Genomic DNA, 15,314 nt, shown 5'->3' on the forward strand with positions numbered 1-15,314 from the left:
CCGGTTGTCACGCCAGTGGCATAGCCGGGTAGCTAAGTTCGGACGGGATAACCGCTGAAAGCATCTAAGCGGGAAGCCTCCCTCAAGATGAGTTTTCCCATGAAGCCCGTTGAAGACTACGACGTTGATAGGCAAGGTGTGGAAGCGCAGTAATGTGTGAAGCTAACTTGTACTAATTGGCTGATTGTCTTGACCATATAATCTGAATTACTTTGGGTTATAGAAGTAGACGATAAAATAGAGTAGAATGTGTTACCTCGAATCTTTACCAGGCCTTGGGCTTGTTGATTGAACGACAATCATCAATCTGAAGGTAAACAGTTTTCCTGGCGACAATAGCGGTTTGGAACCACCTGATCCCATCTCGAACTCAGAAGTGAAACGAACATGCGCCGATGATAGTGTGAGGCTTCCTCATGCGAAAGTAGGTCATCGCCAGGGTTTTATTTCAGAAAAGCGGCTTTTTAGCCGCTTTTTTTTTATCCATAGTTCTGCAAATTAATATCTTCGTACTACCCTTGAAACATAGCACCTATCATTTTTACTGCATCCAAGCAAGCTCATTTGATGTCCACTGATGTGGTATATAGGCTAATTAAGCTATTGAGTAATATAGGGTCACTGTCCATTTGTTGATACTTCCTTCACACATCTGTTTCCGCAAGGTGTTGAAATGCATTTATGATCTACACCACAATCGTCATCTTTCGTGCATTGTTCCCAGCACGAAGTGCAATTTTCAGGACAATTGCTAACCACTAATTTCCCTGAAGCGTAAACCAATGAATTCATGGCACCCAATAGTACGAACACGCTTAAAAGTTGAGGCAGTTTCATATCATTCTCCTGCTGTATGTACTATTGGGACAAGCAACTATCCCTGGTGTTACTACAGCCTTGAATGCACGGTTGATACTGATCTTTGCAGTACGATTCTTCGTTATTGTTCTGAGTGCATTGATTATACTGGTTATTGCAAGAAGACATACAATAGTCATAATGATTGTTGCAGGTTTGTTCATCTGCATAAGAAGTAGCTGTAGCGATACATAGTGCAGCGCCAAATAAAGATGAATATAATCGTTTCATTTTAATATACTCCATTCCCAACGGTAATCTCTTATTAAAATTCCTTATCTATATTAGTTTAGCAATATTTCAGATAATGTGATTAAAAGATGCGCAATTGAATGGATAATCCTGGTTGAGGAGTAAGGCTGGATTTTTAGTTCAGCCTTTTAAATCAGTTGTCAAGGTACTTGTCTTTTAAGCGGATATAATGTTGTGCGGAGTATTCAATTTGTTCTATTTCATTGATGGACAATTTCCTGACCGCTTGTACCGGTCTACCTAAATATAAATACCCGCTTTCTAATATTTTGCCTGGCGGTACTAGACTTCCTGCAGCAATAACCACATGTTGTTTAATATGTGCTGCATCCAAAACAATTGTACCCATTCCAATGAGGCATAGATCGTCTATTGTACATCCATGCAACATTGCGTGATGGCCGATGGTGATGCAATTACCTAAAATTAGTGGTTTGCCACCCGGGGTATAAGGACCATCATGAGTTACATGAAGTACGGCACCATCCTGAATGTTGCAGGAGTGGCCAATTGTAATCGTGTTAACGTCACCACGCAGCACGGCCATAGGCCATACAGAGACATCATCTCCTAACGTAACATCTCCTATTACAGCAGATTGGGGATCGATGTATACCTGCTTTCCCAATGATGGGTTTTTATTATCAAAACTTCGAATTAAATTTGTCATTATTACACCATAGTTACGAATTCTTCAGCACTTGTAGGATGAATGGCAACTGTATTATCAAAATCTTTTTTACAGGCTCCCATCTTTATTGCTACTCCAAAACCTTGGAGCATTTCATCGGCATTATAGCCGATAACATGAAGACCAATGATTTTTTCTTTCTTCCCCAAGGTGACTAATTTCATTGCAGTAGGGGTTTTCGTTTCACTTAATGCATCATACATAGGATTAAATCGTGTTTTATATATTTTTATTTGTCCAGCTCCATACCGCTCTATAGCTGCCTGTTCGCTATAACCGACAGTTCCGACAGGAGGATGGCTGAATACAACAGAGCAAATAGTATCATAACTGAGTCTTGCTTTGGGTTGTTGACCAAAAAGTCTGTCTGCAAGTCTTCTTCCCGCAGCTATAGCAACGGGTGTAAGTGCAGGACCATTAGTCACATCTCCAATTGCGTATATTCCTTTTGCCGTAGAATTTTGAAAGCGATCAACTCGTATAAGTCCTTGTTTGTCTGTTTTCACTTTTAATTTATCGAGATTTAAATGATGTGTTCTTGGGGTCCTGCCAACAGCACAGATAATAACGTCAAGATCATGAATAGTTGAACCACTTTGGCATTGTATGCTTTTTCTTCCATCGCTGTGCAGATTGATGCAATGCGCTTTATGATTAGGATGAACTGTAATCCCTTGTTGCATCATTATTTCATGTAAAGTACTTCCAAGCATGTCATCAAACTTGCTTAAAGGTCTGTCGCCCCTCATTAAAAGATGTGTTTCACTACCAAGTGCATTAAGCACTCCTGCCAGTTCAACTCCTATATATCCGCTGCCAATGATCGCTACTTTTTGAGGTTGTTTTGTTAAAGAAAAAAATCCATCTGAATCAATAGCATGTTGAATACCAATAATGTTAGGCAAGGCAGGTTCTCCGCCTGTGGCAATAATAATGTGCTCCGCTTTATATAAGCAGTCATTTACAAGTACGGTATTCTGTTCGTGTAGAACACCTCTGCCGCAGATCCGGGTGATATCAAATTCTTTTAAGCGGTTTGTGTAGTGTTCGCGTAAGCGTTCTATATATTCGTTGCGTTTGGTGATCAGTTTATTCCAGTCAAGTTTCGCTCTAACAGGACTAAATCCATAATCATGAGCTTTGTGTAACGTTTCAAAAATAATCGATGCGTTAAACATTATTTTTTTGGGAACGCAACCTAAGTTGACACAGGTTCCTCCTAACTGAGATTCTTCTATAATAGCTACCTTGGCACCATATTTTGCAGCGCGTACAGCGCTGGCAATTCCACCACTTCCACCACCAATCACTATCAGATCACACTGTTTTTTTGTCATAGTATGCTTAGAGAAAATAAATTAATAGTAGCAGCTACTTCATTACCTACCAAATTTTTTTGTTTATTTACCGTAACTTGCACAAACATAAAAAACAGCCCACAATTAAAAAATACATCATACAAGCATCGAATGATTATGCATTTAAAATCATTATTCATTATTTTCATGATTATAATCCTTAATAGTTGCGGCAGTAATGAGCATGGGCAATTTGAAGGATATGTAGAGGGTGAGAATATATACCTTGCCTCCCCATTCTATGGTGTATTAATGCATTTGGCAGTACAACGCGGACAAAAAGTTAATAAGGGACAATTATTATATAGTCTCGATCCTAATCCTCAATTAATGAATATCTCTCAGATCAAAGGCGAATTATCTCAGGCACAAAGTCAGCTCACTGATTTAAAAAAACCAAGAAGGCTTCAGGAAATTGAAGCGATAGAAGCACAAATTGAGCAGACCAATGCTCAAATTACTTTAGCAGATTTAAGGGTTTCTCGTTATCAGAAGTTGGTAGATAAACAAGCTTCAGACAAGGACAGTCTAGATGCCGCATTGGCTTATTTACAACAACAAAAAGAATTAAAAATGCAGTATGAAGCCAATTTGGCTTTGGCAAAATTAGGAAGCAGGGATGATTTAATTACAGCGCAACAAGGCGTTGTGGATTCACTTATTGCTAAAATGAATATATCTCAATGGGAATTGTCACAGAAAACCATCTATGCACCTGCCGATGGCGTTATTTTCGATACTTACTATCGAACAGGTGAATATGTTGCTGCTCAACAATCTGTATTATCGCTGTTAACACCTGAAAACATCCGAATTGAATTTTTTGTGCCTTTGGAATATCTGGCTCGATTAAAGGTGGGGCAAAACATCAGTTTTGATTGTGAGGGATGTCAAAACACTAATCTTGCAGTAATTAATTACATATCACCGGATGCTGAATTTTTACCCCCATTGGTTTATAGCCGTGATAACAATTCAAAATTAGTATTCAGAGTTAAAGCGCGTATTATGAATCCTACTTCATTTAAACCGGGCCAACCCGTTATGGTGAATTTGTAATGAGCACCCCAGATTCCAACATCATTATTAATGTAAAAGGTCTGCGTAAAAGTTTTGGGCAGAGAGTTGTAGTGGACGATATTGATTTAGAGGTAGATCGAGGCGAAGTATTTGGTTTTCTCGGCCCCAATGGAAGTGGTAAAACGACAACAATACGGATGATATGTGGATTATTAAAAGCGGATGCGGGGCAAGGCACCTGTTTAGGTTTCGATATATTGACTCAGTCAGAGCAGATTAAGGAACGCGTTGGTTATATGACTCAAAAATTCAGTTTATACACTGAATTAACTATTGAAGAAAACCTGAATTTTATCGCACGAGTGTATGGAGTGTCTAATCGAAACAGACGAGTTGCTGATGCTTTGGATAAATTGGGTTTAACCGACAGACGAAAGCAACTGACTGGAGAATTATCTGGTGGATGGAAACAGCGTGTAGCACTTGCTACCTGTTTAATCCATGAACCCGATCTGTTGTTGCTCGATGAACCAACTGCAGGGGTAGATCCTATTGCAAGAAGAGAGTTTTGGGATCAAATTCATTTTTTAAGCCAGGAGGGCATCACTACTTTTGTTTCTACTCATTATATGGATGAAGCAGAGCGTTGCACACGAATCGCTTACTTGGCTTATGGCAAACTTTTAACAACGGGTACAGTATCTGAAGTAATTGATGAAACTCATTTAAAAACATGGGAAATCAAAGGAAACGTCACTACTACTTTATTACAGCATGCAAAAAAAATCCCTGGGGTGGTTCAATCGGCCCTGTTTGGCAATTTGATTCATGTTTGCGGGTACAATACAGAATTAATTGAAGAAGGTTTACAGAAATTAAGTTCTCAATATTCGATAAAATGGTATTCAATAGAACCAACACTTGAGGATGCATTTATCAGTTTAGTAAATAAATCACCGGAGCCTTTTGTTGACTAGAGCAAGCCTGAATCGCTTGTTAGCGGTTATGATCAAAGAGTTTATACAGATGATTCGCGACAGAGTAACGCTGGGCATGATAGTGGGCATACCCTTAATGCAGTTAATTCTATTTGGCTTTGCTATTAATACAAATCCGCGTAATTTACCTACGGCAGTTGTTAATCCGGATAATACGGCTTTAAGCCGACGCATTCTAACCAGCATGGAAAATTCAACATACTTTTATTTTATCAGTTCTAAAACTGATGAAAAGGAAGCCAGCAGGTTGCTGAAAACCGGTAAAATTCAATTTGTAGTCAGTTTTCCTCCTAATTTTACACGAGACGTAATCCGAGGGTTGCATCCCCCCTTACTTCTCGAGGCAGATGCAACAGATCCCGCAGCAACAAGCCGCGCAGTTTCAGTATTTACGGAACTGGCCAGCCTTTCATTAAATGAAGATCTCAATGGTTCCCTTTCATCTTTAAAACCCAAATCCCCACCATATCAACCTGAGATTCATGCCAAATATAATCCTTTGGCTATTACAGCCTATAACATCGTTCCAGGACTTTTGGGGGTAGTATTAACCATGACTATGGTTATCGTGACGGCTTTGGTGATCACACGAGAAAATGAACGTGGCACTATGGAAACTTTACTTTCAACGCCCTTGAGGCCATTAGAGGTTATGGCTGGAAAATTACTACCTTTCGTATTAGTTGGTTTTATTCAGGTCAGCTTAATTTTATTAATGGCCAAATTTCTGTTTTCCATTCCCATACAAGGTAGTATTCTTTTACTTTTGATCTTTACTTTTCCATTTATTGTTGCAAATTTATCTGTGGGCCTTACCTTTTCAACATTAGCCTCCAACCAGCTTCAGGCTGCTCAAGGGGCCATGTTTTTTTTCCTTCCTTCACTTTTATTGTCTGGATTTATGTTTCCGTTTAGAGGAATGCCTGAATGGGCACAGTGGGTAGGTAGTGTATTGCCACTATCTCATTATCTGATCATTGTTCGAGGTATCGTGCTAAAGGGTAACGGTTTCGCCGAAGTATGGAGTGAGTTTGTTCCTATACTGCTTTTTACTTTCGTCGTGCTTGTTATTGGATTTAAACGTTATAGGAAAACATTGGACTAACGTTTTGAGGAAGGAGTTTAGGCCTATTTTCAACAGGCTCCCGTACCACCGTCCAGTAATACGGGATTTTCTCAACAGGATTTCAACCTCATATTTGTTCGAGCAGCTCTTTTCTTGTCTTTTCATCGACAAAAGCCGCTTCAATCGCCATTTTGGTAATATCATTCATGATCTTGTCGCTGTATTGATATGATTCCTGCACGCGTTGATATTCCTGGGCTAGCGTAGTGCTCATGAATGGTGGATCATCAGAGCTGATGCTTACTTTGATACCCGCATCATACAGTTTTGGAAAGGGGTGGCTGTTCATATCTTTAAATAAACCTAAAAAGATATTGCTGGTAGGGCACACTTCCAATGCGATTCCTCGGTCTTTAACCATAGCCATGGTATCGGGAGAGTGAATGACATTAACTCCATGCCCTATTCTTTTTATGGGCAGATGTTCCATTGCTTCAACCATTCCTCGAGCGGTATCAAATTCACCCGCATGAACGGTACATTCCAATCCTGCATCTGCAGCGATTTGGTATGCTCGAGTAAAGAGTTTTGGTGGGAATTTAGCCTCGTCTCCTCCCAATCCAAATCCAGTCACACAGGGAAATTTATCAATGCCAGCCTGCCGTGCGACTCGTTCACAAGCGTCAACTCCAAAATGACGTACGGCGGTGTTTATGATACGTCCAACGATATTAAATTGTTCTTTGGCGTCGTCGATAGCTTGCTGGATGGCTGCAAGATGTTCTTTGGATGGGATTCCGCTAGAGCGTTCAGCATGATCTGGCGAATACATCATTTCTATGTATATGGCGTTTTCCAGGGCATTAGATCTGAGATAATCAAAAGTAATGTCATAATAATCTTGGGGGACTTTAATTACTGCAGCTAACGTGTCATAAACTTTGAGAAAATCCAGAAAATCTTTTGATAAATAACTAACGCCATCTGGGGCAATGAGGCCTGAAGGCAGGGTTAATTTATTGCGTTTGGCAAGTTTTACAGCTAATTCGGGTGAAATGGATCCTTCTAAATGTACATGCAATTCCGCTTTTTTTAATTTCATTGCTTAGCCTTTTATCTTTTGAAGAAGCTTAATGGTAACTTAGTTAAAAAAGCGATAAAATAGATATTATGAATAAAGTTATTTTGGAATTGGTATGACCGAACATGATATAGATAAAGCGTATGTAAGTCCTTATGATAAATTTTTCTTTGAATTTGATGCCACTCATAAGAAATCAGCATCACAAATAAAAGAAATTAAAAAACACGAACGAATCGCATACATGAGAGATAATAAAGATTATAAGGATGATAAAGGCGAGATTTGGGAAGAGTTTTAATATAACACGGCTTTAGTCGTCACTGTCGTCATAAGTCTCTGTTTATGAGGTTTAGTTCTATTGATTGATTTGATACCGCGTATAAAGCCTGACAGAAATCCGAAATAAAGTCCTTGCTCAAACCCCAATCGAATTTTCGCGGAATTGACTCTGAATGATCTTCACTTTTTTAAGCGTAGGTTGGGTCTTGGCCCGACAATTCATTGATTCGAACTAATAATTGATTTATAAGTGATTGGGCTTGCTCTGGCACATCAAATACATTGAGCAAGTTTGAAACAAGACATGAATTTTGTTGGGCCAACGCCCAAACTACTCTAGCTGTGCCGCTGGCTTTTACGATCTAAGCCAAGGATATTCCAAGTAAAACAAGCGTCGGGCTTTGGCTCGACAATTCCTTATAAAGTGCAGTACGTGGGCGCAAAGTGATATGATGTGCCGATTTCTCTAGGATGCATCAGCCCGCCCAAGGCGGGCACTGTTGTGCATGATAGTGGGTTCTGCTGTGAGTTTAAGCTACCCCAAAAAGAGATGAAGCAGCTTATACGATATGATGGTCAAAATGGATGCGGCTGGTAAGGTCAAAACCCAGGACATGAAAATATTGCGTATGACAATAAGATTCAATGCACCGATACCTCTGGCCAAACCGACGCCCAATACTGCACCTACTAAAGTTTGAGTCGCAGATACAGGAATTCCTGTGCTGGTAGCGACAACTACTGTGGTCGCAGCTGCAAGAGTAGCTGCAAATGCGCGACTTGGTGTTAATGCTGTAATCGCACTACCTACAGTTTCAATGACTTTTCTACCGTACATTAATAATCCAGCAATGACTCCCGTGCAACCTAGCAGGATAATCCAGGCTGGATAATTGTTGGCATCAAACGCTTGATTTGCATTCATGACGAGGCTGTACACTATAGTTAGCGGGCCTACTGCCAGGGCAACATCATTAGAGCCATGTGCAAAAGCCATAGCACAAGCGGTCATAGCCATTAAAACGGCAAAATATTTCTCAACTTGAATGAAACGTTCTCTGCGTCTTATTTTGGGATTTTCAGGAATGCGCTTGATAAAAATCATACCCGTAATGGTAATGATAATGCTTGTTGCCAGGGTAACTGCTAAATTCTGTTTGAAATTCAAATGAATGTCAAAATGATGCAATCCTTTAAAAACAGTAATAAAGGACAGGATGGAGCCGATGAGAAAGAGATAGATGGGAATATACAGTTTGGCTTTGGTTAATGGGTTTCGTTTGACAAAGATAGTCTGTTGGATGCTGATGAATAGTGCATAGGCAGTAATCCCTGAAATCATGGGAGACGTAATCCAGCTAATGGCAATTCGAACAACCTGGTTCCAGTGTATGGCATCTGGACCAAGGACCATTGCACCAAAACCGACCATTGAGCCCACTAAAGCATTGGTAATGGAAACAGGGACTCCCAGGTAACTGGCCAGGTTCATCCATATGGTACAAGCCATTAAGACGCCTAGCATCCCTTGAATAAGAATTAATGGCTCATTGGACAATTGACTGGTGCTAATGATCCCATCTCTCATGGTTTCAGTCACACCATTTCCACCTAAAAAAGCACCAGCAAATTCAAAAACTATGGCGATGAGCATGGCTTGACGAACAGTTACCGCCTTTGAGCCCATAGTGGTGCTCATTACGTTGGCTAAATCGTTCGCTCCAACACCCCATGTCATTAAAAAACACAGCACAATCGCTACAAAGAGAAACAAAATTGAATAATCCATCGGAATATACTACCTGGCTATAAGAATTTGAAGTCGACCACCTACTGTCTGGGCATTGTCGGCTAATTCACCAATCCATTGGACTAATTTATAAAGAAACATAATATCTATTGCTGATAAATCCTTTTCCAGCTCGAAGATACGATGACGAATATCAGCAAGTTTTTCATCGCTGTCATGCTCAATTTCATCCAGCTTAAGGATCATTTCCTCAACAATTTTTACTTCACTGCCTCTGAATCCGGTTTCAAGTAATTCATCAAGCTCATTGATTGCTTTACAGGCTTGTTTTGAGGCATCGAGGCAACGATGTAAAAAAGGCATAAATACGGGAACCAGAGCTTCTGGAATGGTCATTTGTCGACTGGTAATTAAACCGGCTATATCTTCTGCTTTGTTGGCAATTTTGTCCTGAGCGCTTAAAAGCTCGAGTAAATCGGTTCGTGACACAGGCAGAAATAGACCGGTAGGAAGATGCAGGCGTAAATCACGTTTGATTAAGTCTGCTTCTTTTTCCAAAGAGATAATTTTTTCTTTGATGTTGTTCGCTGATTTCCAATCCTTTTTTAATACTGCTTCAAAAAATGGGTATAGTTGTTTTGCGCATTGGTGTGCTTTACGGATGTGTTGCTCAATTGGCCTTATCGGCGATGGCCCAAACATATTAAAAATACTACCCATAATGTTCATATCCCTGAAATCAGATTGAAGCGATTATACCCAAACTTTTGCAGGAACAAAACCACTCATTTTAATCCATTGAAACAACATTGATAGTTCAGTGCTACAATGAACAATAAAGAATGCAATAAAATTGAACCAACAAGGAGTGTTGCCATTATGAATCGATGGTTGATTGTTTTGTTTTTCTTCGCCAGTAATGCCTTTTCCCAATCGATGATAACTAAAGTCATTGAATTGAATTATGTGCCCGCGGATAAAATAATTCAATTAATTCAACCGCTGATACAAACAGAAGATGGGGAAAAAATAAGCGGTTCAGGACACACTTTAATTGTGGTAGTCAGTCCCTCCACTTTGACTCAAATCAGAGACGTTTTGCACAAACTCGATGTGCCCCCGGTTACATTCAATATTTCAATATATCAAGGTGATCCCGATTGGCTTAGTCAACAAAATAATAATGATGTGACTTACAGTACCAATCCTCAGTCTGAAGTGCAGCGCAGTCAGTCTGTTAAAGTGATGAGTGGGGAATCTGCCTTTGTTTCAACTGGTGAAGAGGTGCCTGTTGTTAGTTCTGTTGGTGTTGGTTTATTTACGGGAATTGAATACCAGCAGCATAATATTCAAAATGGTTTATTGGTGCAGCCTGTATTACAGGGAAACCAGGTTAAATTGTCTGTTAAACGGGTTAGAGAGCAGGAAAATGCTGCGGGTGGGCAACAATTTGATAATCAGCAGGTGAATACCACCATAATGGCTCCATTAAATAAATGGGTACCTTTGGGTAGTGCTGAAGGCAGCCAGAATAATGATTCCAGTTCTACTTCTTACACTGCAGGAAGGCCATTTTCTCAAAATTCAACATTATATATTAAGGTTTCCATAGTGAATTCCATGCCTGCAGGAGAAGTAAAATAAGGCCGGGCTTACAAAAAAATTCATTTTGTCTCAGACTTAAAATTGTTCATAAATATTGTAGCGGTCAGGAGATGATTATATCGAATAGTGCAGGCGATAGGTACTTACTATTCATTGCGCTTGAATCTGATGATTTGATGAGATTTATTTGTATGAAACACCAATGTTCCATTTAAATTCATTTTGACAAAATAATGGTCTTTTTTGGTGTATAATTAAATTGAATACAGACAAACTTTTGGGGGATCTCATGGCAATTATAAGCTCATTAGCGAATCATTTGTTGATTGCCATGCCCTCATTAAATGATCCTAATTTTGAACGAACAGTCATTTATCTTTGTGAGCATCACGAACAAGGATCGGTTGGTTTGATTATTAACAGACCCATGCAGTTTCCTTTGTCCATAGTATTTGAACAATTGCAAATTGAACCCATTAATATGGAGCAAAATCGCATGCCTTTATTATTCGGTGGGCCTGTGCAACCTGAACGGGGATTTGTGATTCATAAACAAATGGGCGGATGGCGTTCCAGCTTGTTTTTGCAGGATGAGGTGACTGTTACTACTTCAAATGATATCATCAGGGCAATAGCCGTAGATAAAGGCCCAAAAGACGTATTAGTCACTTTGGGGTACGCTGGCTGGACTGAAAATCAATTGGAACGAGAAGTCATGGATAATGTCTGGTTAGTGTGTCCTTATAAGTCAGAAATTCTTTATGAAGTTCCTTTTGAAGATCGTTGGGAATATGCAGGATTAACCTTAGGGGTAAAAATGAGTCAACTTAGTTCTGATGCCGGCCATGCCTAGTGGTGTTTATTTGGGGTTTGATTTTGGTTATAAACGCATTGGGGTTGCAGTTGGACAACGATTAACCTGTAGCGCTTCACCTGTATCTACTGTTAGTGCCAAATCGGGTGTTCCCGATTGGAATAGTGTTCAAAAACTCATAACACAATGGAATCCTGAGGCGTTAATTGTTGGATTGCCTACGTGTATCGATGACAGTGAGTTGTATACAACCTCAGCAGCTCGCAGGTTTGCCAAACAATTACGTAAACGTTTTTCTATCCCGGTTCATTTGGTTGATGAACGGCTTTCAACAGTAGAAGCAAGAGGACAATTGTTTGAGCAGGGCGGGTATCGTAAACTCAGAAATACAGAAATTGATAGCATTGCCGCTTGTGTCATCCTGGAACAGTGGTTGCATCATCCAGAATAGGGTGGTCCATCGTCTTGTTTTACCATCTTCAACGCTGTTTAATAAAATGCCCTTCGAATTCTTGCAATACATCGTGTAGAATTAGCGCATTCAGGCAATTTTAAAACACCAGTTTGGAACGAATTCTAAAGAGGATCTATGAGCCATTTTCTTGAGATTAGCCAATTATCACGTAAAGAAATTGAAGAATTAATACAACGAGCCATTCATTTTAAGCACAGTTCAAGTTATCCATCTTATGCCAAACAGACTATGGCTAATTTGTTTTATGAGAACAGTACTAGAACCCGAGTTAGTTTTGAATTGGCGGCACAACGTTTATCAATACCTGTCATTAATATTGATCTGCAGAGTTCATCTGAAAGTAAAGGCGAAATCATTGAGGATACAGTAAACACTTTAGCTGCAATGGGCATACACTATTTTGTTATTCGCCACAAACTCAATGGGCTGCAGCAGAGTTTGGCCGAGCGCCTGGGTAATTCAATTCATATAATTAATGCTGGGGACGGAACACATGCTCATCCCAGTCAGGCTCTATTGGATATAATGACTATCATTGAGCAGAAACCCAACCTGGAACAGTTGAAAATTGCCGTTTTAGGTAATGTCAGGCACTCACGTGTAGCCAATTCCTTTCAAAGTATGTGCAGTATACTAGGAGTTGGTGAATTGGTATTTATTGCTCCGGAACTTTGGCAACCTGAGTTGGTACATTATGGGCGTGTAACCAATAATTTGCGTGAAGGGTTGTCTGAGGCAGATGTTGTGATTTGTTTACGAGTGCAACGTGAACGTTTGACTGATAATGATCATCTCGATCTGGACGCATACCGGAGCAGTTTTGCTTTAACTCAAAATAGTCTCAGTTATGCAAAACCAGATGCCATGGTAATGCACCCAGGGCCGATGAATCGGGGCATCGAAATTGATAGTGATGTTGCCGATGGAAATCAATCGTTTATTTTGCGCCAGGTAACCAATGGTGTTTATTCTCGAATGGCGATTATTGAATCGTTGATTCTTAAATCAAATGGTTAAAATAATTTGAATCTTATTCATCCCTCACCCTCGCTGCGCGCAGATCATTGGCTAAACCTCGTGGATCCCGCGGTCAATGCCTCGGGAGAATAGGAGTTGTAGCCTGTTTGCTCGCAAACAGGATCATGGGTTCTCAAGCTTCTAAATCGAAGCTTATAGTTTGTGCATAAAATCCTGGTTGCGAGCAACCAGGCTTAACTACTTAACTGAGACATAGTTGATCTATACCTTAGAGTTGGACCGGATTTCGAAGACGTTTAGAATATTCAGCACTGCGCTTGAGTTCGGGATAAGGTGGTGGGGAGTTATGATCACGGTATCAATTGATCATTCTTGTACGGGGGAATTGGAATTACCTTAAGGGAGCACATGATTTTACTGTTTTCATGGCTCTATAAAGTATCAACCTGATAATCATAGAGCCATGATTAAGAAAATAGTTAAATAGGTATCCATGTAATCAAGATCCCTGAAACCCTTTATTTGGGGGTTTGAAACGTCTGTTTATAAGATAACGCCTGTTGCAGGTAATTTAGACTCACTTTGTTACTTTCATTCATATCTGCTATCGTTCTCGCTACCTTGAGCAGGCGATGATAGCTTCGGGCAGAGAGTTTCAGTTTATTCATGACCTCATTTAAAAAAGCGTGTTCTTTATCTCCTAACTCACACAACTGCTCGCATTGCTTTGAACTTAAATTGGCATTAATGCAGTTTTGTCGCATCATTTGTAAGGCCCGAACCTTGATTACTTTTTCCCTGATTAGCTCACTTTGTCTGTCTGGATTGGTATTGGGTTTTATTAACTCATCTGGAGGTAATGCATGCACGGTAATCTGCATGTCAATTCGATCCAATAATGGGGCTGATAACTTGGTTAAATAGCGGCTGATTCTATCGGGTGTGCATAAGCAGTTTGCCTGAGCGTTACCCCACTGACCGCATGGGCATGGATTCATTGCTGCGATTAATTGAAATTGGGCAGGAAACTCAGTTTGAGCCGCTGCTCTCGAAATGCAGATAGTGCCCGATTCTAATGGTTCCCTCAATGTTTCCAGGACTTGTCGATTAAATTCAGGTAACTCATCGAGAAATAAAACCCCATGATGCGCCAGAGAAATTTCTCCGGGTTTGGGAGGATTTCCTCCGCCAACTAAAGACATAGGGGATGCAGTATGATGTGGTGCGCGGAATGGTGGCGAACGCCATTCTGCGAAATCGGGGAGTTTCCCTCGTATCGAATTAATTGCCGCACACTCCAGTGCCTGGGTTTCAGTTAACTCGGGTAATAAGGTCCCAAATCTTTTGGCCAGCATTGTTTTGCCGCTGCCTGGAGCACCGCATAACAAAATGCTGTGTCCGCCACACGCAGCAATTTCCATCGCATTTTTTGCATGAAACTGACCTTTGATATCGGACCAGTCCAGTTCATGAGTCGATTTTGTGTATTCAGGCCTTGGCGGTACACTTTGTAATGGTGCGTCATTACATAGATAATTGCATACCTCCCTTAAATTGTTGGCAGTAAGCACATCCTGATGTCCGGTTAATGAGGCCTCAGGAGCATTGGTCGTAGCAATAATCAGGAATTGATTGTCTTTATGTGCGGCAAGAACAGCAGGTATAATTGCAGATACCCCCCTTAGCTCACCGCTTAAAGCCAACTCTCCAATAAACTCATGATTCATTAATTTATCGGGGGGGATCTGACCTGATGCCGCAAGGATCCCCAACGCAATAGGCAAATCAAAGCCGCTACCCGATTTAGGCAAATCAGCAGGTCCCAAATTTACTGTGATTTTACGACAGGGAAATTCAAATTGGCTGTTTATAATTGCACTTCGCACGCGGTCTTTACTTTCCTTTACTGCTGTTTCAGCTAGTCCTACCATGGTAAAACCAGGTAAACCATTTGAAAGATGTACCTCTACTGATACAGATTGCGCCTGTATGCCAATAGTGCTGCGCGTTTTGGTGAATGCGAGATTCATGATGTCGTTTCCTGTTGTGTTGGACGTATGGCTGTCTTTATTTCCTGGACAGCTTT

15 protein-coding genes and 2 rRNA genes are annotated in these 15,314 nt (G+C 40.4%); 10 read left to right on the top strand and 7 right to left on the bottom strand.

Features of this window, described 5'->3' with window-relative positions; all coding sequences use genetic code 11:
- Positions 1-197 (top strand): 23S ribosomal RNA (locus tag G543_RS0105815); the annotation flags it as partial.
- 128 nt (positions 198-325) lie between these two features.
- Positions 326-441, top strand: a 5S ribosomal RNA gene (rrf, locus tag G543_RS0105820).
- Positions 442-858: 417 nt separating this feature from the next.
- Here rrf and G543_RS18660 read toward each other — a convergent pair.
- From G543_RS18660 to gorA, 3 genes are all read right to left on the bottom strand, one after another.
- Entirely contained in the window at positions 859-1,089 is a 231-nt protein-coding gene (locus G543_RS18660) for a hypothetical protein (protein ID WP_081675626.1), read from the bottom strand.
- 154 nt (positions 1,090-1,243) lie between these two features.
- Complete coding sequence (locus tag G543_RS0105830; RefSeq protein ID WP_028383709.1) at positions 1,244-1,780, bottom strand: gamma carbonic anhydrase family protein; 537 nt, start codon at positions 1,778-1,780, stop codon at positions 1,244-1,246.
- Positions 1,781-1,782: 2 nt separating this feature from the next.
- On the bottom strand, positions 1,783-3,138 hold the full coding sequence (gene gorA, locus G543_RS0105835) for a glutathione-disulfide reductase (RefSeq protein WP_028383710.1): 1,356 nt from the start codon (positions 3,136-3,138) through the stop codon (positions 1,783-1,785).
- Between the two features lie 138 nt (positions 3,139-3,276).
- Between gorA and G543_RS0105840 the strand changes: the two genes are divergently transcribed.
- From G543_RS0105840 to G543_RS0105850, 3 genes are read left to right on the top strand one after another with little or no spacing between them, the layout of a single operon-like run.
- Positions 3,277-4,218 (top strand): HlyD family secretion protein, encoded by a 942-nt coding sequence (locus G543_RS0105840; protein WP_162145881.1) that lies wholly within the window; start codon positions 3,277-3,279, stop codon positions 4,216-4,218.
- Entirely contained in the window at positions 4,218-5,156 is a 939-nt protein-coding gene (locus tag G543_RS0105845; RefSeq protein ID WP_028383712.1) for an ABC transporter ATP-binding protein, read from the top strand. Before G543_RS0105840 ends, G543_RS0105845 begins: the two co-directional genes overlap by 1 nt.
- Positions 5,149-6,282: an ABC transporter permease gene (locus G543_RS0105850; protein WP_238584682.1), complete on the top strand. Its 1,134-nt coding sequence runs from the start codon at positions 5,149-5,151 to the stop codon at positions 6,280-6,282. Before G543_RS0105845 ends, G543_RS0105850 begins: the two co-directional genes overlap by 8 nt.
- An 88-nt stretch (positions 6,283-6,370) precedes the next feature.
- On the opposite strand, the gene G543_RS0105855 is transcribed toward G543_RS0105850, so the two are convergent.
- A complete protein-coding gene (locus G543_RS0105855) occupies positions 6,371-7,345 on the bottom strand; it encodes an adenosine deaminase (RefSeq protein WP_028383714.1) in 975 nt (324 codons plus the stop codon).
- Positions 7,346-7,439: 94 nt separating this feature from the next.
- On the opposite strand from G543_RS0105855, the gene G543_RS0105860 reads away from it, so the two are divergent.
- A complete protein-coding gene (locus tag G543_RS0105860) occupies positions 7,440-7,625 on the top strand; it encodes a CBU_0585 family protein (protein WP_028383715.1) in 186 nt (61 codons plus the stop codon).
- A gap of 516 nt (positions 7,626-8,141) precedes the next feature.
- Here G543_RS0105860 and G543_RS0105865 read toward each other — a convergent pair.
- Entirely contained in the window at positions 8,142-9,395 is a 1,254-nt protein-coding gene (locus G543_RS0105865) for an inorganic phosphate transporter (protein ID WP_028383716.1), read from the bottom strand.
- A 9-nt stretch (positions 9,396-9,404) separates the two neighbouring features.
- Positions 9,405-10,076: a TIGR00153 family protein gene (locus G543_RS0105870; RefSeq protein WP_035921549.1), complete on the bottom strand. Its 672-nt coding sequence runs from the start codon at positions 10,074-10,076 to the stop codon at positions 9,405-9,407.
- Positions 10,077-10,232: 156 nt separating this feature from the next.
- Between G543_RS0105870 and G543_RS0105875 the strand changes: the two genes are divergently transcribed.
- The 4 genes from G543_RS0105875 to G543_RS0105890 all read left to right on the top strand — a co-directional run bounded on the left by G543_RS0105875 (position 10,233) and on the right by G543_RS0105890 (position 13,267).
- Complete coding sequence (locus tag G543_RS0105875; protein WP_028383718.1) at positions 10,233-11,000, top strand: type II/III secretion system protein; 768 nt, start codon at positions 10,233-10,235, stop codon at positions 10,998-11,000.
- Positions 11,001-11,250: 250 nt separating this feature from the next.
- A complete protein-coding gene (locus G543_RS0105880; protein WP_028383719.1) occupies positions 11,251-11,814 on the top strand; it encodes a YqgE/AlgH family protein in 564 nt (187 codons plus the stop codon).
- Positions 11,807-12,226 (top strand): Holliday junction resolvase RuvX, encoded by a 420-nt coding sequence (ruvX, locus tag G543_RS0105885; protein WP_028383720.1) that lies wholly within the window; start codon positions 11,807-11,809, stop codon positions 12,224-12,226. The genes G543_RS0105880 and ruvX overlap by 8 nt, the downstream gene beginning before the upstream one ends.
- 138 nt (positions 12,227-12,364) lie before the next feature.
- Positions 12,365-13,267 (top strand): aspartate carbamoyltransferase catalytic subunit, encoded by a 903-nt coding sequence (locus G543_RS0105890; protein WP_028383721.1) that lies wholly within the window; start codon positions 12,365-12,367, stop codon positions 13,265-13,267.
- Between the two features lie 479 nt (positions 13,268-13,746).
- Here the strand turns inward: G543_RS0105890 and G543_RS0105895 are convergent, their stop codons facing one another.
- On the bottom strand, positions 13,747-15,258 hold the full coding sequence (locus tag G543_RS0105895) for a YifB family Mg chelatase-like AAA ATPase (protein WP_028383722.1): 1,512 nt from the start codon (positions 15,256-15,258) through the stop codon (positions 13,747-13,749).
- Positions 15,259-15,314 lie beyond the last annotated feature (56 nt).

The organism is Legionella moravica DSM 19234 (assembly GCF_000423305.1).
Taxonomy (GTDB): Bacteria; Pseudomonadota; Gammaproteobacteria; order Legionellales; family Legionellaceae; genus Legionella; species Legionella moravica.